Annotated in this window: 19 protein-coding genes; 10 read left to right on the top strand and 9 right to left on the bottom strand. The window is 35.9% G+C overall.

Annotated elements, in window-relative coordinates:
- Positions 1–69 precede the first annotated feature (69 nt).
- Positions 70–750, top strand: coding sequence for a Rossmann-fold NAD(P)-binding domain-containing protein (locus AC07XU_RS05375; protein ID WP_494942591.1), 681 nt, complete (start codon positions 70–72; stop codon positions 748–750).
- Positions 751–800: 50 nt separating this feature from the next.
- Positions 801–1,034 carry a phage tail protein gene (locus tag AC07XU_RS05370; protein ID WP_494942590.1) on the top strand — a complete coding sequence of 78 codons (234 nt, stop codon included), beginning with the start codon at positions 801–803 and terminating at the stop codon, positions 1,032–1,034.
- 44 nt (positions 1,035–1,078) lie between these two features.
- On the opposite strand, the gene AC07XU_RS05365 is transcribed toward AC07XU_RS05370, so the two are convergent.
- Positions 1,079–1,252, bottom strand: a complete 174-nt coding sequence (locus AC07XU_RS05365) for a hypothetical protein (protein ID WP_494942589.1) — start codon at positions 1,250–1,252, stop codon at positions 1,079–1,081.
- A 150-nt stretch (positions 1,253–1,402) separates the two neighbouring features.
- Between AC07XU_RS05365 and AC07XU_RS05360 the strand changes: the two genes are divergently transcribed.
- Entirely contained in the window at positions 1,403–1,987 is a 585-nt protein-coding gene (locus AC07XU_RS05360) for an RNA polymerase sigma factor (RefSeq protein ID WP_494942588.1), read from the top strand.
- Positions 1,984–2,475: an anti-sigma factor family protein gene (locus AC07XU_RS05355; protein WP_494942587.1), complete on the top strand. Its 492-nt coding sequence runs from the start codon at positions 1,984–1,986 to the stop codon at positions 2,473–2,475. The genes AC07XU_RS05360 and AC07XU_RS05355 overlap by 4 nt, the downstream gene beginning before the upstream one ends.
- Positions 2,476–2,502: 27 nt before the next feature.
- On the opposite strand, the gene AC07XU_RS05350 is transcribed toward AC07XU_RS05355, so the two are convergent.
- From AC07XU_RS05350 to AC07XU_RS05340, 3 genes are read right to left on the bottom strand one after another with little or no spacing between them, the layout of a single operon-like run.
- The gene (locus tag AC07XU_RS05350; RefSeq protein WP_494942586.1) at positions 2,503–3,078 is read right to left on the bottom strand and encodes a DUF2911 domain-containing protein; all 576 of its coding nucleotides are present in this window, start codon (positions 3,076–3,078) and stop codon (positions 2,503–2,505) included.
- Between the two features lie 21 nt (positions 3,079–3,099).
- Positions 3,100–3,279, bottom strand: a complete 180-nt coding sequence (locus tag AC07XU_RS05345) for a hypothetical protein (RefSeq protein WP_494942585.1) — start codon at positions 3,277–3,279, stop codon at positions 3,100–3,102.
- A 53-nt stretch (positions 3,280–3,332) separates the two neighbouring features.
- The gene (locus tag AC07XU_RS05340) at positions 3,333–5,852 is read right to left on the bottom strand and encodes a bifunctional glycoside hydrolase family 9 protein/polysaccharide deacetylase (RefSeq protein WP_494942584.1); all 2,520 of its coding nucleotides are present in this window, start codon (positions 5,850–5,852) and stop codon (positions 3,333–3,335) included.
- 178 nt (positions 5,853–6,030) lie between these two features.
- Here AC07XU_RS05340 and AC07XU_RS05335 point away from each other — a divergent pair, with 178 nt between their 5' ends.
- The 6 genes from AC07XU_RS05335 (at position 6,031) to AC07XU_RS05310 (ending at position 14,146) form a co-directional block, all read left to right on the top strand.
- Positions 6,031–6,654: a TetR/AcrR family transcriptional regulator gene (locus AC07XU_RS05335; protein ID WP_494942583.1), complete on the top strand. Its 624-nt coding sequence runs from the start codon at positions 6,031–6,033 to the stop codon at positions 6,652–6,654.
- A 1-nt stretch (position 6,655) separates the two neighbouring features.
- Positions 6,656–7,972, top strand: a complete 1,317-nt coding sequence (locus AC07XU_RS05330; protein WP_494942582.1) for a TolC family protein — start codon at positions 6,656–6,658, stop codon at positions 7,970–7,972.
- An 11-nt stretch (positions 7,973–7,983) separates the two neighbouring features.
- Positions 7,984–9,069 (top strand): HlyD family secretion protein, encoded by a 1,086-nt coding sequence (locus tag AC07XU_RS05325; RefSeq protein WP_494942581.1) that lies wholly within the window; start codon positions 7,984–7,986, stop codon positions 9,067–9,069.
- Positions 9,070–9,071: 2 nt separating this feature from the next.
- The gene (locus tag AC07XU_RS05320) at positions 9,072–10,619 is read left to right on the top strand and encodes a DHA2 family efflux MFS transporter permease subunit (RefSeq protein WP_494942580.1); all 1,548 of its coding nucleotides are present in this window, start codon (positions 9,072–9,074) and stop codon (positions 10,617–10,619) included.
- Between the two features lie 338 nt (positions 10,620–10,957).
- Positions 10,958–13,543, top strand: coding sequence for a phosphoenolpyruvate carboxylase (locus tag AC07XU_RS05315; RefSeq protein ID WP_494942579.1), 2,586 nt, complete (start codon positions 10,958–10,960; stop codon positions 13,541–13,543).
- 123 nt (positions 13,544–13,666) lie between these two features.
- Positions 13,667–14,146 (top strand): GNAT family N-acetyltransferase, encoded by a 480-nt coding sequence (locus tag AC07XU_RS05310; RefSeq protein ID WP_494942578.1) that lies wholly within the window; start codon positions 13,667–13,669, stop codon positions 14,144–14,146.
- A gap of 154 nt (positions 14,147–14,300) precedes the next feature.
- Here the strand turns inward: AC07XU_RS05310 and AC07XU_RS05305 are convergent, their stop codons facing one another.
- From AC07XU_RS05305 to AC07XU_RS05285, 5 genes are all read right to left on the bottom strand, one after another.
- A complete protein-coding gene (locus AC07XU_RS05305; protein ID WP_494942577.1) occupies positions 14,301–14,549 on the bottom strand; it encodes a DUF6952 family protein in 249 nt (82 codons plus the stop codon).
- Between the two features lies 1 nt (position 14,550).
- A complete protein-coding gene (locus AC07XU_RS05300) occupies positions 14,551–14,865 on the bottom strand; it encodes a thioredoxin family protein (RefSeq protein WP_494942576.1) in 315 nt (104 codons plus the stop codon).
- Between the two features lie 8 nt (positions 14,866–14,873).
- Entirely contained in the window at positions 14,874–15,506 is a 633-nt protein-coding gene (locus tag AC07XU_RS05295) for a peroxiredoxin (protein ID WP_494942575.1), read from the bottom strand.
- Between the two features lie 534 nt (positions 15,507–16,040).
- Positions 16,041–18,410, bottom strand: a complete 2,370-nt coding sequence (locus AC07XU_RS05290) for a S9 family peptidase (protein WP_494942574.1) — start codon at positions 18,408–18,410, stop codon at positions 16,041–16,043.
- Between the two features lie 107 nt (positions 18,411–18,517).
- Entirely contained in the window at positions 18,518–20,248 is a 1,731-nt protein-coding gene (locus AC07XU_RS05285; RefSeq protein ID WP_494942573.1) for a M14 family zinc carboxypeptidase, read from the bottom strand.
- Positions 20,249–20,261: the final 13 nt, after the last annotated feature.

Genomic DNA, 20,261 nt, shown 5'->3' with positions numbered 1-20,261 from the left:
ATTATGCAGCTAACACAGAAACTTCTTGTGTAATACTTTGTTAAATTAATAATTAGGTACTTTTAAACTATGTCAGAAAAAATAAGAACTATCATAACAGGATCAACGGGAATGGTAGGTGAAGGAGTGTTATATGAATGCTTAAATAACCCAAAAGTTGAAACTGTTTTAGTCATCAACCGCAAACCTTGTGGATACACCCACCCAAAGCTTAAAGAAATTATACATCAAGATTTTTTTGATCTTTCAGCAATAGAAAATCAACTTAAAAGTTACAATGCTTGCTACTTTTGTTTAGGTATTACATCGGTTGGTACCGCAAAAGATGTTTATTTTAAGATGACCTATACCTTAACTATGCATGTAGCAGAAACATTAAGTAGACTAAACGACAAAATGACTTTTTGCTACGTTTCTGGAGCTGGTACGAATAGCAGCGAAAAAGGTGGTATTAATTGGGCAATTGTAAAAGGCAAAACAGAAAACGATTTGATGAAATTGCCTTTTGAGCAGGTTTTTAATTTTAGACCCGGTATTATTAAACCTACAAGTGGGTTAAAACAAACTCATGGATTTTACAAAGTATTTGCATGGCTGTTTCCAATAATGAGTTTGATCAATAAAAACAGTTTCGTAACACTTAAAGAATTGGCATTAGCCATGATTAATACACGTAACCATTCTGATGAAAGAAAGGCTGTAGAAGCATCAGAAATAAAGGAAATGGCTAAAGAGAACCAGCCTATTTAAACATTGATTTTTATTCGTTACTATTGTTGTTCAAACAAACAACAACAATTATGGATTTTTATTTAGGCGGAATTATACTTTTCGCAGGCAATTTTGCTCCACAAGGCTGGGCCTTTTGTGATGGAAGTTTATTATCAGTTAACGAGAACATGGCATTGTTTTCTGTTTTAGGTACAACTTACGGAGGAGACGGTGTAACTAATTTTGCTTTACCTAACCTATCTGATCAAGCTGGGACTAAGCATATCATTGCACTAGTGGGCATATATCCATCAAGAGCTTAAAACAAAAAATCCGCTGAATTTAGTACTCAGCGGATTTTATTTTTTTATTGTCCTCGTTTTCTTTCGTTATCTTTATTAGAGGTTTGGTCAGATCTTTGTCCGCCAGCATTAGTAATTCCATTTTGTTTTTTATCTACCTTCACATCGTGATTTGCTCTATCGGCAATTGAACCACCTTGTACATGAGGATTGTTTTTTGGTGTGCTTGCATTTTTCATAATATCAAATTTTAAGTAAATGAATATGTAGAGCGATGTTTATGTAACCGAAAATTAACTCATTTGTTTTAAAGAAAGCATAAATGCACCATCACATTTTTTTAAATTGCTGTAACCTTATTACAAAACGCGTGGTCTTAGTTGTTATAAATGCAAGATAAAGAAACCGATTTAGAACTTATAAATGCTGTGCTAGCTGGCCATACTTCGCAATATGCGATACTGGTTAAGCGCCATCAGCGTTTTGTTTTTACATTGGCTTTTCGTTTCGCTAAAAACAGGGAAGATGCAGAAGAAATAGCACAAGATTGCTTTGTTAAGGCGTACAGAGCTTTAGGTACATTTAAGCACAGTGCTAAATTTACAACGTGGCTTTATACCATAACATACACCACGGCCATGACTTTTCTACGTAAAAAAAGATTAGATACGCAATCTATAAATGATGATGAAAATGTTTTACAGATAGCAAACAGCGGTAATGAATTTGATGCTGGCAACTTTGCTGAGAAAAGATCCAGCTATTTTTATTTAAACCAAGCTATTGATCTGCTTTTACCTGATGATGCTGCAATTATCACGCTATTTTACAAAGGCGAACAAAGTTTAGAAGAAATTGGTGCAACTTTAAATATGGCACCCAATACGGTTAAAGTAAAACTACATAGAGCAAGAACTCGTTTAAAAGAGAAATTGCAATATTTGTTAAATGATGAAGTAAAGGAATTGATATGAACACGATAGAAGATCAACTTTGGAACTATATAGATGGCAATTGCAATGCCGAAGAGCTAGCTCAAATTAAAGCCAGGTTAATAGCTGACGAACAATATCAGAAAGTTTACCAAGAGCTTTTGGCTGTAAATAAGGCTTTAAACCACTTAGAGTTTGAAGAGCCTTCAATGTCATTTAGCAGAAATGTAATGGAGCAGGTAAACTTAGAAATTAAGCCTGTTGCTTTAAAAACAAAAGTAGATAACCGCATTGTTTATAGCATAATGGCGTTCTTTCTGCTATCTATGCTGGCTATTGTGGGCTATGTTATTTCACAGAGCGATTATAATTTCTCTGCCACTTTAATCAAAATTACCTTCCAGTTTGATACTGAAAAAATATTAACACCAACTTTTCTTAAAGTGTTCTTTTTAATAGATGTGATACTGTTGTTACTATTCGTAGATAGCTATTTTAGAAAAGGATTGACACAAAAAAAGGGAGCTTAAGCTCCCTCTGTAATATTTATTTATACCTTATTTTTTGAAAAGAATTGGTAGCATTACTTGAGTTGTATCCCAAGCCATAAATAAATTTGCACCTTCTGTGTAATCAGCAAAAGTCATCGAAAAGTTTTCGATTACCTTTTCTGTTTTAGTAAGTGGCACAACTACACGTACAACATCTTTTGTTTGATCGTAACTAAAAGCACCCCATCTATCTGTTTGCTTATTTAAAATAATTGTCCAACTATCTTTAGTTGGTATAGCAAATAAACTATAAGTACCCGCTTTAATTTTTTTATCGCCAATGGTTACTGCTTTAGCAAAACTAATTTCGGTATTTTCATTTGCTCCTAAACGCCAAACTTTATCAAATTGCTCTAAAACACCAAATACTTCTCTTCCTTTTTTAGCCGGACGAGAATATACAACTTTAATAATCGGCATCGACTCATCTCCTTTTTTTACTTTTGCAGCATTTAAAGGATAGTATACAACGTCTAGTGGACTAGCATCTAAAATTGGATATTTTACAGGCGTTGCTGTAGTTTGTGCACTAGCCGAAAAACCAATAGCGGCCAAAAACAGACCAAAAATTATCTTTTTCATAGGTTTAGCATTTGTAAACGACTAGTAATGACGGCCTTTTACAACTTTATTTAAAAATACTGCACCGAATATTAAGCCAAAAATTCCGCCTAAAAGGATATATCCAACGTGAGTTGTAACTGCAAATACGGCTAGCATACCTGCAAACATGCCAATTACATACCAAACCCACTCAAAACTGTTGTTATTTTCTGTACTCATTTTTTTTTTGATTTACGCCAAAGGTAAATATTTATTTAAAAATATTTTACGTTTTAAGGCGCTGGTTTTAATAATTCGTTTATTTTGACAAGTTCATAACCAGAAGTTTTAAGAAATTTGATGAGCTGTGGCAATTTATAGTAAAACTTATCCTTACGTCTTGTATCAGTACCAATATGTAACAATAAAATAAAGCCATTTAAACCATCCTTTTGGTTTTTATGGTAAGAGGTAATCGAATTATAAATTTCATCACTACTGCGATAGCTTTTGCCTAGCTCTGGATAAGTATAATCGGCATTAGATCTTGTTCCGGTAGAAAAGTTAATCAGCTGTAAACTCATACTTGTTGTCCAATCTGCTATTTGTTGGTTATACCACTCATAAGGTGGCAAGAAGTATTTAGCATTATCCATTTTAATTCCAAACTTTTCCATTGCTCCATAATTCCAAATCAAATCTGTTTTAAATTGAAGTTCCGAAACTAACAAACTATCTCTTTTAGACCAGTCATTATATAACAGATGATCATTAGAGTGTGCTCCTAAATAATTTCCGTTTGCTTTTAAATCCTTAATCAGGCTTTTAAATTTTGGGTTATTATAAAATCTTCCTGTTAAGAAAAATGAAGCATTTATATTTTCCTTAACCAATGTTTCATTAATCAGTTTGCCGCCATCGGCAAATTCATCACCTGTAAAAACCAAAGCGACTTTCTTTTCTGATTTATTACCTCTAGTTATTGCGCCTAATTGTGTTTCAAATTCTTTTGGTAAAGTCTTTACCCTACTATCATAAGCTGCCAACAAATAAATAAGCGATGCTGTGCCATCCATTGTTGGTTCGTTGGTGCTGTAATCTCCATAATCATCATGGTAAACCGCTAAATCACTCTGAAAATCTGCATAAGCATCTGGTTTAGTTAATTGTATGCCGATTAAATTTTTGTAGATACTGGTATAAACTGGTCCATCAACCAAGCCACCATCTATCGGATAATTTTTTAAATGCGTGAAAGCAGAATGAGGGTCCGTCGGTGTATCGCCCCAACTTGGCAAACCATAAACCATGCTCGTACCCCAAGGATTACAACCAAAAAGCCAATCGAAATTTGCCTGTTCAAGTTCAGTGAAAGATTCATCGCCCGATAAATCTTTGTACCACCTACATTGCTGTGCAAAAGCAACCGTTAAATTATTACTGCACCAAATAAATGGCACACCACGATAAAATGCATTTTGTTTAGCTCTGGCCCAAACCTGCTCTATACCTTGTTTATAATAGTTTGTTAATTGTTTTCGCATCGGCGGATTGACCTTAGCCAACTCATAATGCCCAATATTTACAAAAGGATAATATTGATAATGGTTGGCTGTGTCTGTAGTTAACCAAGGCGTAATAGGCTCCTTCTTAGCATAGCTCATCGCCCATCTAGAATTCCTTTTTAAAGAACGAGCATCTAGCAAAGGCATTGATGCATAAGCGAGTTCCATATCATCAACCCAATTATCTTCTGCATAAATATAAGGCGACTTTACAGATGCAGTTTGCGTTACACCTAATTTTAGTTGAGTATAGCTCATTGCACTAAAAGCTTTCTGAGTTAACTTTTTTGAATATAATTCATCAGCTTTTGAAAAAATGCTTGCACCCAACGCAAAAGCACTTGCAAATTTTGCTGCTGTAGAACTTGTGCCTTTGGTATTGTTCATAAATTTTCCACGTTGTTGTGGTTCGCCATCAATAAAATACAATGGCCGCTCAAAACCTTTCCCATATTGGCTATCCTCTTTTGGTATCCGCATAGAAATATGGTCTCTATCATCCGCCAATTGATTAAACATGATATTGTCTTTTGGATGCATTTTTAACAGCCAATCCAATCCCCATTTAGCTTCATCTAATACATCGGCTATGCCATTTTTACCTTCCAATCCATTTGTTTGTTTGGTATCGGCAAATGCCTGAGGAAAATCTCGATACGCCATTAATAAATGATAGGTGGCATTGGCAGATGTTGTTGAATATTGTAAATAATCGCTTGCATCGTGCCATCCTCCACTTGCATCAAAATGTGTACTGTCTTTTATGCCCGCTTTTGCTCCATAAACTACAAATCCATCGTGTGTGTGGCAGCTATCTTGCAAAAAAGGATTAAAGCCGCTACGTTGTTGGCGCATATATCGCAGGGCGAAATCTGCTGTATTTCGGTAAACTTCATCACCAATAATTACTAACGGAGATTTTACTTCCGCAATGCGGATAAAATATTTGCCTGGTGTTTTAAAATCTGAGAAATTTAATCTGGCTGTTGCGGTAAATGGACCGTAGGTGCCAAAAGATTTAATTTTTGTTGAGGTGTAAACCACTTCCTCATTTTGGTCAATAAGCTCAAATTTTTGTGGAATGTGGTTAGTTTTATTTGCCCAAATAGCCACTTTACTGGCATTAGGCTGATAACCAAGTAGATTAATTCTTACCCAGCTGTTAGTGGAATCCATTGATGGTTTCGGAGCAAATGAAGTTAATAATAATATCAATAACAATGCTTTTAGATGTGCTATTCTTTTCATCAAGCTAAATTTAAGTTTTGATTAGCTAAAGATAGTTATTCTATTTTTTAGGAAGTTTCGAGATCTTGTGTGTAGAAGTTTTTATTATTGAGGGTTTCAAACCCAACTTTATCATCCATTTGTAAAACAGATCATCAATCATTTGGAAATTAATCAATCGATTGATTAACTTTGCTTCGTGAAAAAACAAATTGACAAAAGCGATAAGCGAGCCGACATCTTAAACGCAGCGTTAAAACTATTTGCTGAATTCGGTTTTGAAGGAACATCGACAAGGCAAATTGCCAAAGAATCTGGCGCTAATATGGCCATGATCAATTATTACTTCGGTAGCAAAGAAGGTGTTTTCCTAGAAATAATGGAAGATAAAATCTCTGGATTCAAGTTTCAGCTTAATCAAATAAACGAGGAAAACATTCCGGCAAAAGAAAAACTTTTGAAGGTATTAGATCAATATGCTACGCGAATATTTTCGAACATCACTTTTCATAAAATGATGCACAGGGAGCTTTCTTTAACCCAACGCCCAGAAATGTTTGGCAAAATTAAAGACGCCATGGCAAATAACCGGGCGATTATTGAAAAAATAATTGAAAATGGCATTGCCGATGGCACATTCAGAAAAGTTGATATCAGAATGTGTATTGCAACAATTATGGGAACCATCACCTTAATAGCTACATCGCCTTACAAAGTTGATGATCAAATTGATTTTAATGATGAAAAAGGAAGAGAAGAGCTTCGCAAAAGAATGGTTACACACTTACAAGACTTTATAATAACATACTTAGCTAAACCATAAAATGATCCCCAATAAAATAAAAACGCTATTTATTGCGCTACTGCTCCCAACTTTACTACATGCTCAATCCACAAAAAATTTAACCTTACAGCAGGCAATTGATTTAGGCATTGCTAACAGCAAAAACCTTAAATTATCACAGCGTAAAATAAACGAGTCTATTGCTCGCTTGGCCGTAGTAAAAGATAACGCTTTGCCCAGTGCAAGCGCAAGTTTTTTGTACAACCATGCCGAAATACCTACCAATACATTAACCATTGGTGGAGGTAATCCGATTTATTTACCAAACAGAGCCGATGCATTTGTAGGCACCGCTGCCGTTCAAGAAGTAATTTATGCGGGCGGCAAATACAAGTATGCGCAGGAATCAACCAAAATTTTAACTGATGTTGCAAAGTTAGATGCAGACAAAAATAAAGAGGAAGTTAGCTATGCTATCATCAACACTTATTTCTCTCTTTACAAAGTGATGCAGAGCAAAAAAGTAGTTGCTCAAAATTTAGAATCGATCGCTAGTCAGCTAAAACAAGCGCAACGCTTTTTTGAACAAGGCATTGTTACAAAAAATGATGTATTAAGGTTTCAATTGCAACAAGCTAATGTTACTTTAACAGAGCTAGAAATTGAGAATAACCGCAAAATTATTAATTACAATTTAGACATCCTTTTAGGCTTACCAGAAGAAACTGAAATTGCAATTGCCGAAAGCGAACTGCCTTTGCAAACTGTTCAGCCTTTAAATACTTACATGAGCTCTGCTTTTGTAAATCGCCAAGAATTACAACAATTAGACTTGCAAAACAAGGTTGCAGACTATAACATTAAAACTACTAAAGCAAACACCAGACCTACAGTTGGTGTAGGTGCAAATCTGTATTACATCAATCCGAGTGGAGGTTTCATTCCCTCTTCAGGGCAATTTATTTTACCCATAACTGTTGGCGCAAACATTTCATGGAATGTGGCATCCCTTTGGAATAACAAAAATAAAGTTGCAGAGGCCAAAATACAGCAGCAAGAAATTGGTCTGCAAAAAGAGGTTGTATCTGACAATGTAAAAACTGAACTGAATAAAAATTATCAGAACTATCAGTTGGCAATTAAAAAAATTAGTGTTTTAGAAACATCTATCGCACAAGCAACTGAGAATGATAGACTTTTAGAATCGAAATATAAAAACAACATTGCCTCTGTAACAGATAGAATTGATGCAGAGACGCTACTCTATCAAGCAAAAATCAATTTAGAATTGGCAAAGGCCGATGCTAGACTTGCTTACTATACATTATTAAAATCAACAGGAAAAATATCACTATAATAACCATACAAATGACAACTGAAGCAAAAAAGAAAAATAAAATTTTACCCATCGTACTTGGCCTGCTTATTATTGCTGGCGCAGCATTTGGCATAACCGAATACAGGTATGCAAGCAAACATGTAGATACCGATGACGCACAAATTGACGGAGATATTAGTCCGGTTGTGGCTCGTGTAGGCGGTTACGTTAAAGACATCAATTTTGAAGAAAATACTAAAGTAACACAAGATGAGGTTTTGGTAACACTTGATGACCGAGACTTTAAAATAAAATTAGAGCAAGCTCAAGCCGGACAAGTTGGAGCTAATGCGGGTGTAGGTGTTACGCAAGCACAAATTGTTGCAACTTCTGCCAACACGAGCACAGCAAAAGCGAATATTGATGCAGCAAGATCAAATGTGCAGGCGGCAAATGTTAAATTAAATTTAGCGCAAAAAGATTACAATCGTTTTGAAAACCTGATTAAAGATGGGGCGATAACCCAGCAAGCATTTGATCAAGCTAGAGCAAATAAAGAATCAGCCGAAGCTGCAAAATCAGCTGCGCAAGCAGCATATACTGCAGCGGTAGATCAGTATAATGCAGCGGTAAAACAAGTTGGCACCACACAATCTCAATTAGGTGTAAGCAATTCTGGCGTTTCGCAGCGCCAAGCAGATGTAGATTTTGCTAAACTACAACTTTCATATACAGCAATTAAAGCGCCTGCTACAGGCATTGTTTCAAAAAAGAATGTACAAAAAGGGCAATTGATACAAGCCGGACAAGCACTATTTGCTATTGTAAATGAAAACAGTTTGTTCGTTACTGCCAACTTTAAAGAAACGCAATTAGAGAAAATTAAAGTAGGCTCTAAGGTAAAAATTACGGTAGATGCATATGAAGATCAGCCGATAGATGGCGTTGTTTACAATTTTTCTCCAATAACTGGTGCAAAAGGCTCATTGTTGCCACCAGATAATGCAACAGGAAACTTTGTAAAAGTGGTACAACGTGTGCCAGTAAAAATTAAAATAGAATCTAAAGACAAAGAGTTACTTGAAAAACTACGCCCAGGAATGAGTGTAAAAGTTTCAGTTTCTGTAAATAATTAACAATGGCCGAAGTAGGTTTCAAAAAATGGATTATTACATTTACCGTTATCACGGCTTCGCTACTGGAGCTTATTGATACTACGATTGTAAATGTTGCTATCCCTCAAATACAGGGTAACTTAGGCGCAACTTTAGAGGATATTGCTTGGTTATCTACAGGTTATGCAGTTGCGAATGTTATCATTTTACCCATGTCTGGCTGGTTAGGCAGCAGATTTGGGCGTAAAAATTATTTCTTAACTTCTATTATTGTTTTTACGTTAGTTTCATTTTTATGTGGTAATGCCACCTCTCTTAACGAGCTTATTCTGTTTAGAATTTTGCAAGGTTTAGCGGGAGGCGGATTAATTTCTACTGCACAAGCGATTTTGATAGAAACCTGGCCACGTGAAGATGTTGGTATAGCAACGGCTCTATTTGGTTTAGGGGCTGTAGTTGGCCCAACCGTTGGTCCAACCATTGGCGGTTATATTTTAGAAATGGCAAATTGGCCGTGGATTTTTTACGTAAATATTCCCGTCGGTATTTTGGCAGCCTACTGTACCATTACTTTTATTCGAGAGACCCCAAAAGACGGTAAAGGAAAACCTGTTGACTGGTATGGAATTGGTTTATTAGCTGTTGCTGTGGGTAGTTTGCAAACGCTATTAGAAAAAGGAGAAAGTGAAGATTGGTTCGAAACACCATATATCGTGGTGCTTGCTGCAACCTCTTTGTTTGGCTTACTGCTTTTTATTTGGAGAGAATTAAGCACAGACCACCCTATTGTGAACCTAAGTATCATGAAAAAAAGAAGCTTTTCTATCGGGATGTTTACTTCATTTATATTGGGATTTGGCTTGTACGGATCAGTATTTGTTTTTCCGGTATTTGCGCAAAACTTACTAGGTTTTACTCCTTTACAAACGGGCAAACTTTTTATTGCAGGAGGAATTTGTACCATTGCAATGATGCCCTTTATCGGTATAATGCTAAAAAAGGGCGTACCAGCTCAATTTATGGCAACAGGCGGTATGTTCTTGTTTTTTGTTTTCTGTTGGATGTTAAGTAAATCTACATTAGCATCGGGTACTGAAGATTTCTTTTGGCCTTTGGTAATTAGAGGTTTTGGTATGGCGCTTTTATTTGTGCCGCTTACTACATTGGCTATGCAAGATTTAAAGGGTGCTGAAATTGGACAAGGATCTGGCTTAAACAACATGAGCAGGCAACTAGGAGGATCTTTTGGTATTGCAGCTTTAACAACACTAATTCACGTAAGGCAAGGTTTTCATAGAAGTAATTTATTGGTCAATGTAAATGATTACAATCCATCTTTTATACAAAAATTAAATGGTCTGATTAGCAATTTTATGGCAAAAGGAGCTTCTTATCTGGATGCCAAGTTAATGGCTATGAAAGCGATTGAAGGTTCAGTAATTAAGCAAACTATGCTGCTTACTTACAATGACGCATATTGGGTTGCCGGTTTGGTGATGCTTTTTTCAATCCCTTTGTTGTATTTACAAAAGTTTAAAAAGAATGCGAACATCGTAACAGATGCCCATTAAAATAAAACGATCCCGACGTAATGCCGGGATCGTTTTTCCCAAAAAATTAACAATTAGTTACAAAGTTATTCTTACACTTAACTTTGCGGATACTTTTAAAAGATTTGTTTAACCTTTAATAAGATACAAGGTATGAATATTTTTGAAATACTTCAAACTTTTTCATCGCAAAAATTTTGTTGTATTTTAAACTCATAAAATATTGATTGGCAAAATGCTTCATTTATACTGCATTATCTTCAAATCTGATATTTAAAAAATTGGTAGTGTTTTGCTAAAAAACCAACTGAATTGGTAATATTTTTGTCTATTTAATACAATTTTCTTATCTTTTGGGCATGCAATCATTACAACCTACTAGTCAAAGAGAATCTGTTTTTAATAACGAGGTTATTTCTCGTTTCGAATTATACAATAGTTTGTTTTTAACGCTACCATTTTATAAGGTTAAAGATACTGGCACACTTTTACCGCTTTTTATTAAAAGTTGCGAAGATGGTGTTAAAAATAATGAAACACCAGCAAAGCTGATTGAAGATTTTTTTGGCAAGTATACACCAAACACAGATGAACAAGAAATTATTGATTTGTTGTTTCGCTTCATACAATATATAGAACGTCAGGTTGTACTTTTTGATGCTGTTGAGGATGCTTCATTTAACAAACTAAATATAGCCGATGAACAAAGTTCGTTAAGAGCATTATTTTTAAAAGCTAATGATGATAAAACCTTGCATGCAAAGGTAGATCAACTGATTGAAGATTTTTCTTTGCGCTTGGTATTAACAGCACACCCTACGCAATTTTATCCAGGTAGTGTGTTAGCTATCATTAACGATTTAACTGCGGCAATTAAAATAAACGACATTACTACCATTAACCAGTTGTTACAGCAATTGGGCAAAACTCCATTTTTTAACAAAAAGGCGCCAACTCCGGTTGATGAAGCTTTAAGTTTATCTTGGTACTTAGAAAATGTTTTCTATTTCGCGGCAGCAAATATTCAATCTGGATTAAACAATCTGTTATCAGAATATCACATCGACCCTAAAAAAATTATAGAACTGGGTTTTTGGCCGGGCGGCGATAGAGATGGTAATCCTAACGTACATGCAGAAACAACTTTACAGGTTTCTAAAATGTTGCGCCAAATTTTGTTTAGATGTTACTATCGTGATTTTAGAAACATTAAGCGCCGTATCACTTTTAGAGGTGTTGAAGATGCAATGGGGCTTTTACAAGATGTGTTGTACAAAAATGCTTTTGATACCAATTTAGAACCTGAAGATATTTCTAGTTTCATTATTGAGAATCTTAATAAAATACAAGCAACCTTAATTGAAGAACATGATGGTTTATTTGTAGATTTAGTAAGCAATTTAACTCGAAAAGTTGAATTATACCGAAGCCATTTTGCTTCATTGGATATCAGACAAGATAGTCGGATTTTACGTGATGTACATGCTTATTGCCGCACACAAAAACCAATTAATTCGCTGTTTGCTGCAAATTACCAAGAGTTATCTGAAGAAGAAAAAATTAAAGCACTTTCTTTTAGAAATGCTAAAATTATTTATGCTGATGAACAAGATAGTTTAACCCAAGATACCTTACAAACCATTGCTCAAATTAAACAAATGCAACAAAGTAATGGCGAAATGGCTTGTCACCGTTTCATTATTAGCAATTGCCAACAGGCGAGTGATATTTTGCAGCTTATCGAATTATTTTTGTGGAACGGTTGGGAAACCGATGAATTAACAATTGATTTTGTTCCCCTTTTCGAAACGGTTAATGATTTATCTGGCGCAGCCGAAATTATGGAAACGTTGTACACACATCCATTTTACAAAAAGCATTTGGCGAGCCGTGGAGGTAAACAAGATATTATGCTTGGTTTTTCTGACAGTACGAAAGATGGCGGGTATTTAATGGCCAACTGGTCTATTTTTAAAGCTAAGGTAGAGCTAACAGAAACGGCAGAAAAACACAATATTAAGTTGGCGTTTTTTGATGGTCGTGGCGGACCGCCTTCTCGTGGTGGTGGCAAAACACACCGTTTTTATGCTTCAATGGGTAAAGAAATCGCTAATAAAAACATTCAATTAACTATACAAGGGCAAACCATCAGCTCGCAGTATGGCTCAATTGATAGTGCTGCTTTTAACATTGAGCAGTTAATTAACGCCGGAATTTCATCGGGTGTTAAAGAAAAACACAATGTTTTATTAGATAAGCCAAATTACGATACATTAGAGGTAATGGCAAAAGATAGTTATGATTCGTTTTTAGCACTTAGAAAGCATCCGCTATTTTTATCATACTTAGAGACTTTATCTCCTTTGAGCCTATTGTCTAAAATTACGATTAGCAGTCGTCCAGTTAAAAGAAATTCGGGAGAAGCATTAAAGTTAGAAGATTTGAGAGCGATTAGTTTCGTTACTTCTTGGAGCCAACTGAAACAGAACATCCCTGGTTTTTATGGTATCGGTACAGCATTAAAAAACCAAGAAAATGCTGGTAATTGGGCACAGGTAGAAAAAACTTACGAGCAATCGGGTTATTTTAAAACTATAATAGATAACTGTATGATGTCTATGAGTAAATCAGATTTTTCAATTACTGAATATTTGGCGACAGATAAAAAATTTGGCGAATTTTGGAAAATGTTACATGAAGAATTCGAGCTTTCTAAGGCTATGTTGCTAAAGTTAGCAGGTCATCAAAGCCTGATGGAAAATTATCCTGTAGAAAAGCGCTCAATTGCCGTGAGAGAGAAAATCATTTTACCATTGGTTTTGGTGCAACACTATGCCCTAGAAAAACTACAACATGATTTGACCGATGAAAAACGTCAGGCTTATGAAAAATTGGCTATACGTACGGTTTACGGTATTGTAAATGCTGGAAGAAATTTGGCTTAGTAAAAATGCGTCATTCCCGCAAATGCGGAAATCGTAACGCTGTATAAAGGATGAAAATTACTCGCTACACAATGCTTTACGATGCCCAGTCACTCGTTCCGAATTTACTTCGGAAAGCTGAGCATGACGAAACCACTAAATATAACATCTGTAATGCAACTAACTTGGGTTTATAAACATTTCGATCAGTTAACAACAACCGAACTCTACGCAATCTTACAGTTGCGAAGTGAAGTTTTCGTGGTTGAGCAAAACTGTATTTATCAGGATATTGATGGAAAAGATAAGAAATCTACTCATCTAATGGCTTGGCATAACGATAATTTAGTGGCTTACACTCGCTTAGTTCCACCTAGTGTCTCTTTTAATGAAGCGAGCATTGGCCGAGTAATTACATCTCCGTTTTATAGAGGTTTAGGCATTGGCATAACCTTACTAGTGAAAAGTATCGAACAAACATTATCAACTTACCAAACTAGTAAAATTAGAATTGGCGCACAGCTCTACCTTAAAAAGTTTTATGAAGGTTTTGGCTTTGTAGCCGAAGGCGATGAGTTTTTAGAGGATGGAATTCCGCATATTGAGATGGTGTTGGAAAAGTAATCATAATCGTCATTCCCGTGATAACGAGAATCGTAATACGATACACATTCACTCTTTCACATTATTAAGATTGCCAGTCAAGCTGGCAATGACAAGATCACGTAAAAAAGCCACGATAAATCGTGGCTTTTAAACTATATCTAGATGATAGTTATTATCGATCTATCGAACCCATTACTTTTTGTCCGAAAGCATTTAAAGCATCCTTTTCTGCAGCACCATCTTTTACCATTTCGTGAACTTCTAAAGCTCCACAAATATTGGTAATCAATTCTCCAGCTACATCAATTTCTGCTTCGTTTACGCCTCTAAATTCACAAAAAGCCTCTAACACTTCTAATGTAGATTCTAATTGCTCAGGAGTACTGTTTTGAAAAAATTGTCTAATTACCGGAATCTTCATTTTAGTTCTGGTTAATTTTAGTGAACAATTCTGTCAATCCTTCAACTTTGTTAGTTTGTACCTGATCTACCAAAGCACCACCTTCAAAAGCTGCAAAAGTTGGTAAATTATCAACGTTTGCAAATTTTCTTGAATTTGGATATTTTTCAGCATCAACAATTAAGAAGGCAACATCTTCATTTTCAGCAGCCATTTTCTTAAACTTTGGCTTCATAATTCTGCAGTTACCACACCACGATGCAGCGTATTGTACCATTACTTTTTTATTGTCAGTAAGGTATTGTTGCAAATTATCTTCAGTTAATTCTAAAAACATAATTTTAATTAGTTAGCGCTTAAATATTCAGCAACACCTGTTCTGTTTGCGTTCATTGCTTCTTTACCTTCTTCCCAGTTAGCCGGACAAACCTCACCATGTTTCTGTACGTGAGCATAAGCATCAATTAAGCGCAAATATTCTTTTACGTTACGTCCTAATGGCATATCATTTACACTTTCGTGGAAAACTTTACCAGTTTCGTCAATTAAATAAGTTGCACGGTAAGAAACGTTTGAGCCAGAGAAGGTTTCGTTTCCATCTTCATCATAAGCAACTTCTTGATCTAAAATATCTAAGATTGTTGATAAATGTCTGTGTGTATCAGCCAATAAAGGATAAGTAACACCTTCAATACCACCATTATCTTTTGCGGTATTTAACCATGCAAAGTGAACTTCGTTTGTATCACAAGATGCACCGATAACGATTGTATTTCTTTTTTCAAAATCAGGCAAAGCAGCTTGAAATGCGTGTAATTCTGTAGGACAAACAAAAGTGAAATCTTTTGGATACCAGAATAATAATACTTTTTTGTTTTTACTTGTCGCTTCTTCAAAGATATTGATTTTCAAATCATCGCCCATTTCGGACATTGCATCAATACTAACGCTTGGGAATTTTTTACCTACAAATGCCATAATTATTAATTTTTATTTCGTGCCGCAAAGGTACGGTTATTACGAGCCAAAAGCAATGCAGATAAACTTATAGTTTATATTTAATATTTATATCGACATAGACAAAAGCTATACTTATAGGATTATAATTAGTTTTTGTCTATTGGCAAAATTACCTCGGTGTCTAACATTTCGAAAAACAGTGTCAATGAACAATCGCAATTGCAGTCCCTCTTTTCACTACTGCCGATGAAAAATCGGCATTCGTTGCAATAGGGTTTATATTTTAGCGCTCTGAAGTACTTATGCTCGGTTGCAAACTGCCAAGGACTACTAGCTTTAAAATATAAACCCGACCTTAGCGAGATGCCGATTTTTCATCGGCAGAAGCGGGGGCGGGGCAGGTTTTGCCATAAGTACTAACAATCGTTTTCAAATCTCCTTATATATTAAAACAACCTACAAAATATGGATTGGCTGTAACATAAAACCTAGTAGATTTTAATTCCTACGAGGTTTTTTGATATTAATTGAAAACTGAAAATTACCTATTGACTATTTCTTCAACGTAGTTTCAAAAAGCTTAAAAATTCGTTTGTACTCGTCGGTCCAGCTGCTTGGCTCTACAAAGCCATGGTCTTCTACCGGATAAACAGCCAACTCCCAATTGTCCTTTCCCAATTCGATAAAACGTTGTGATAAACGAACAATATCCTGAAAGTGCACATTTACATCAACCATTCCGTGCAACATCACTAAATCTCCTTTCAACTTATCTGCAAAGTAAATCGGTGAGCTTTTTTTATAGGCTTCTGGATCGTTAAATGGCTCGTTTAAAATATTAGAAGTATAACCATGGTTATAATGTGCCCAATCTGTTACCGAACGTAACGCCGCCCCAGCTCTAAAAGTATCGGATGCGTTAAACAAACCCATTAATGTGATGAAACCGCCGTAAGAGCCTCCATACAATCCTACATTTTTTGGATTAACACCATATTTCTCTACCAACATTTTTACGCCATCAACTTGGTCTGTTAAATCCTTACCACCCATGTGGCGATAAATACCTGTACGATGGTTACGACCATAACCAGAACTTGCGGTATAGTCGATATCAATAACGGTATATCCATTATCAGCCAACATGTTGTTGAACATATATTCTCTAAAGTATTGACTCCACCAAAAGTGAACATTTTGCAAATAACCAGCGCCATGCACAAATACAACGGCAGGTTTATTTGGGTGCGGGTTGGCTGCTGGATAAACTCTAGCATAAACATCATCGCCGTAACGATTTTTGAATGAAACCAAATCTGGTTGGCGCCATTTGTAGCTATCAAATTCTGTGCTTGTAGACTTTGTGATTTGCACAGCCTTAGCACCAGCTTTGTTTGGCTGAATGTATAATTCCCATGGTTTATCCATGTAAGAATAATTAATAGCCAGCCATTTTTCATCTGGAGAAAGCGTAACTTCATTTCCCCCTTTCATCGAGGTAATTTGAACCAACTCACCGCCATTTACATTTAACTTGTAAAAATGAGTAATACCTGGATGTTCTTTGTTACCGCTGATATAAAAAGTAGTCTTATCTTTAGAAAGCTGCAAACGTTGTACTTCCCAATTACCAGAAGTTAATTGTTTTTTTTCGCCACTGGCAACATTATAAGTATACAAATGCGAGTAACCTGTTGCTTCGCTTTGAAAATAAAAACGGTTATTGTCTATCCAATTGATACCACGGCCAACACCTGGTCCGCCAATCCAAGCCTCATCACGTTGTCGATCCAAAATACTTACATTACCCGTTTTGGCATCTAACTTTAAAATCCAAAAATCTTTATTGTCTTGCGCATCTGCGGTAATAATGGCTGTTGTTCCGTTTTCATTCCAAACTAGAGCGCCAAAATTTACTTTGCGATTTTCGTTTTTCTTGGTGCGCTCTTCTAGTTGTTTTGGATAGTCTTTTACATAATCTGGCAAATCTTTTATACCTGGGATTTGTGCTGCTTTAACTGAATATACACTATCTTTTTCAGCATTTAGAATAAAGCTTTCTGATGTATTTAAGTATTCTCCAACCTTAGCACGACCAGGAATATCTTCGGTATAACCAGATGCTGTAACGTAGTTGGGTACAATTGTGTTGTGGTTGTTAGTGATTGGAGCAGTAAGGCGATAACTGATATACATCCCATCTGGACTAACCACTAAACCTGACAAAAACTTGTCATCTAAATAAATTGGCTTAATCGTTTTTTGATTTGCATCTGCTGCACCAAAACGCCTACCGCCAGCAACTTGTGGTCTGCCACCATTTTGATTTCTTTTTTTAATGATATCAAATAGCGCTGTCTGATCTGCTCTAAGCCATGCATCTTGTGTAGATGTTGCTGCTCGTTCTGCAAGCGCAGGTCGTTTTCCTTTAATAAAATTGGTGAGCTGTTTAGTTTCGCTGGTTTGTAGGTTTACTTGAAACAAATTATCGCCACGTTGGTAAATTACATCGTTATTGTATAAAAAATAAGCTCCATTTTCTCTATCAACAGTATTGGTTAATCGAGTTTCTTTTTTTGATTTAAAATTATACAGATAAACATCTCCACCTTTTTCGAATAAACCCAATGCTTTATCTTTACTGTAAACATAATTGGTAGCTGCAGCTTTCTCAGCCGCATTGTCTTCTGTTACTTCTGGCTTATTATTTACAATACTAACTTTGTACGCTTGATCTTTCTCCTTTCCTTCTGGATTCCAGCTAAAAAAAACAGTTTTACTATCAGCAGACCAACGGTAATTTGTGGGTGCTACACCCATCCATTTTGGGTCTCGCATTATTTTTTGGACTGTTAAAGGCGCCAATTGCTGCGCCTGAGCAATTGATGATAAAAAGAGAAAGTAGACTAGATATTTTTTCATGAGATACTATTTAGAGATCCTACGAATGAGTAACGATGAGAGGCCTACAGATTTAAAACTACAGATTTCTCGTCGTTGCGCTCAATCGAAATGACGATTTTTATTCGTTAATTAGATTTACTGGCTAACCCGCCTTTTTTACTGCTTACATTTACGGTGAATTTATTTCCGCCTTTTACAATCCACCGAACGGTTACAAAAGAATTACCAGGAATATTTTGAACTTTAATATTTGTTGGATCTAATTTTTGTTCAACAGTAAAATTCATATCTCTATTAGTAACTATCATGCCAGCAACAACCTGTCCACCATTTAATGAGATGATATCAGGTATTTCAATATTGTTCTTCACATCCTGACTAGAATGCGTCGGGATCATTCGTTCGTTGTTAACGATTGCAGTTACCTGATTTAATCCTCCGCCAATGTCTTTAACTTCAATTTCGCCAACAGAAAGCTTTGGCGTATTGTATGCATGATAAACACTGAAAGCCATGTTACGATGCGCATCGCTTTCTAGCAAAAACCCAGGGTGTAAGCGGGTATACGTTTTCTTAAACCCTCCTATTTCAATATCTCCATAGGTAGGATGTTTGTAAGAATGCCAATCGACAAAAGCATCTTTCATTAGCAAATCCTTATCAAATGTATATAATTGCGTTTGACTATCTTCGCCATCTGTTTTGTTATACATTGAATAGCCAGTCCACAATTCGTTAGAGAAGGTATAAATGCCTCTTCCGCCGTAAAACCAGTCTAACTCACCACCAAAAACAGAATATAAATCTTTGTAAACAACTAAGTATTTATAGCCCGGCAACATTTCTTCGCCTTTTTTACCTAATGCATCATAAACTCTAATGTCTAAAGCATTATAAGTATCCACATCTTCAATCGCACCGGGTCCACGTAAAATCATACCACCATTGTTGTGGTAAGATTGTGCTGCCGCGATGTTTGGGTGTTTCATTACAAAATCTACAATCGATCTGTTTTCTGGTAACGAAAACGGATATTTATAAGCACCGCCTTGAATATAATTTGGTTGCCAATTCCAACCCCAATCGCGGTTTGGATCATAAGCACCTTCGCCATCTTCATTAACAAAACCATCTCCATCATTATCTATCCCTTCTGAACCTAGCAATTCATATTCTCCTTTTTCTTCGCCACTCACCATGATCATTCTACGGTTATCTGTAGGGTCAACTTTAAAACGACCTGTCGAACTTTTACGACGCATCATTACAATTTGTCCATCTCCATCTAAATCGTCGAAACCATCTTCGTTTGTTGCGCCATCTCTATCATTATCTATCGGAATTAAACCCGTTCGAGGTGAGTGTGCGGTGTTTGCCTGATGGATAAAATTATCCCTCGCATCAGGATTAATTGTTGGGGCGATATAAAAAGTTTTATCCGCCAGTAAAGACATGATTGATTGGTTACCTGCAGCGTACATTTCTGCTAAATACCATGCAGTATACAAAGCAAATTCACTTCCTTGAATTTCATTAGAGTGAATGTTCCCATCAATATACATAGCTGGCTTTTTATCGGCACTGCCTACTTTGGTATCGGTAATTGTCATCACCCAAAGGTCTTTTCCTTGGAATGATTTGCCCATCGATTCGATTTTAACCAAGTTTGGATGAGCTGCCGCAAGTCTTTTGCAAATATCAGTTATTGCAGCATAATCATTGTAACGGTTCCAACTAACCTGCACTTTTGGATTTGGTGGCGTACCTACCGCAGCAAGTATATTTTCGGGTTTTTGGGCTTTTAGTGTTCCGACAAACAAAATCATTGCAGCCAGAAGAATTATATTTTTTCTCATTGTGTTTCTGATT

The sequence above is a fragment of the Pedobacter sp. GW456-11-11-14-TSB4 genome, from assembly GCF_059424425.1.
Note: the sequence above shows the minus strand (reverse complement) of the source record. Positions and strands in the feature narration are given on the sequence as shown.

Coding starts and splice junctions, on each gene's coding strand:
- AC07XU_RS05375 (WP_494942591.1), top strand. CDS start 70: ATGTCAGAAAAAATAAGAACTATCATAACAGGATCAACGGGAATGGTA.
- AC07XU_RS05370 (WP_494942590.1), top strand. CDS start 801: ATGGATTTTTATTTAGGCGGAATTATACTTTTCGCAGGCAATTTTGCT.
- AC07XU_RS05365 (WP_494942589.1), bottom strand. CDS start 1,252: ATGAAAAATGCAAGCACACCAAAAAACAATCCTCATGTACAAGGTGGT.
- AC07XU_RS05360 (WP_494942588.1), top strand. CDS start 1,403: ATGCAAGATAAAGAAACCGATTTAGAACTTATAAATGCTGTGCTAGCT.
- AC07XU_RS05355 (WP_494942587.1), top strand. CDS start 1,984: ATGAACACGATAGAAGATCAACTTTGGAACTATATAGATGGCAATTGC.
- AC07XU_RS05350 (WP_494942586.1), bottom strand. CDS start 3,078: ATGAAAAAGATAATTTTTGGTCTGTTTTTGGCCGCTATTGGTTTTTCG.
- AC07XU_RS05345 (WP_494942585.1), bottom strand. CDS start 3,279: ATGAGTACAGAAAATAACAACAGTTTTGAGTGGGTTTGGTATGTAATT.
- AC07XU_RS05340 (WP_494942584.1), bottom strand. CDS start 5,852: ATGAAAAGAATAGCACATCTAAAAGCATTGTTATTGATATTATTATTA.
- AC07XU_RS05330 (WP_494942582.1), top strand. CDS start 6,656: ATGATCCCCAATAAAATAAAAACGCTATTTATTGCGCTACTGCTCCCA.
- AC07XU_RS05325 (WP_494942581.1), top strand. CDS start 7,984: ATGACAACTGAAGCAAAAAAGAAAAATAAAATTTTACCCATCGTACTT.
- AC07XU_RS05320 (WP_494942580.1), top strand. CDS start 9,072: ATGGCCGAAGTAGGTTTCAAAAAATGGATTATTACATTTACCGTTATC.
- AC07XU_RS05315 (WP_494942579.1), top strand. CDS start 10,958: ATGCAATCATTACAACCTACTAGTCAAAGAGAATCTGTTTTTAATAAC.
- AC07XU_RS05310 (WP_494942578.1), top strand. CDS start 13,667: ATGACGAAACCACTAAATATAACATCTGTAATGCAACTAACTTGGGTT.
- AC07XU_RS05305 (WP_494942577.1), bottom strand. CDS start 14,549: ATGAAGATTCCGGTAATTAGACAATTTTTTCAAAACAGTACTCCTGAG.
- AC07XU_RS05300 (WP_494942576.1), bottom strand. CDS start 14,865: ATGTTTTTAGAATTAACTGAAGATAATTTGCAACAATACCTTACTGAC.
- AC07XU_RS05295 (WP_494942575.1), bottom strand. CDS start 15,506: ATGGCATTTGTAGGTAAAAAATTCCCAAGCGTTAGTATTGATGCAATG.
- AC07XU_RS05290 (WP_494942574.1), bottom strand. CDS start 18,410: ATGAAAAAATATCTAGTCTACTTTCTCTTTTTATCATCAATTGCTCAG.
- AC07XU_RS05285 (WP_494942573.1), bottom strand. CDS start 20,248: ATGAGAAAAAATATAATTCTTCTGGCTGCAATGATTTTGTTTGTCGGA.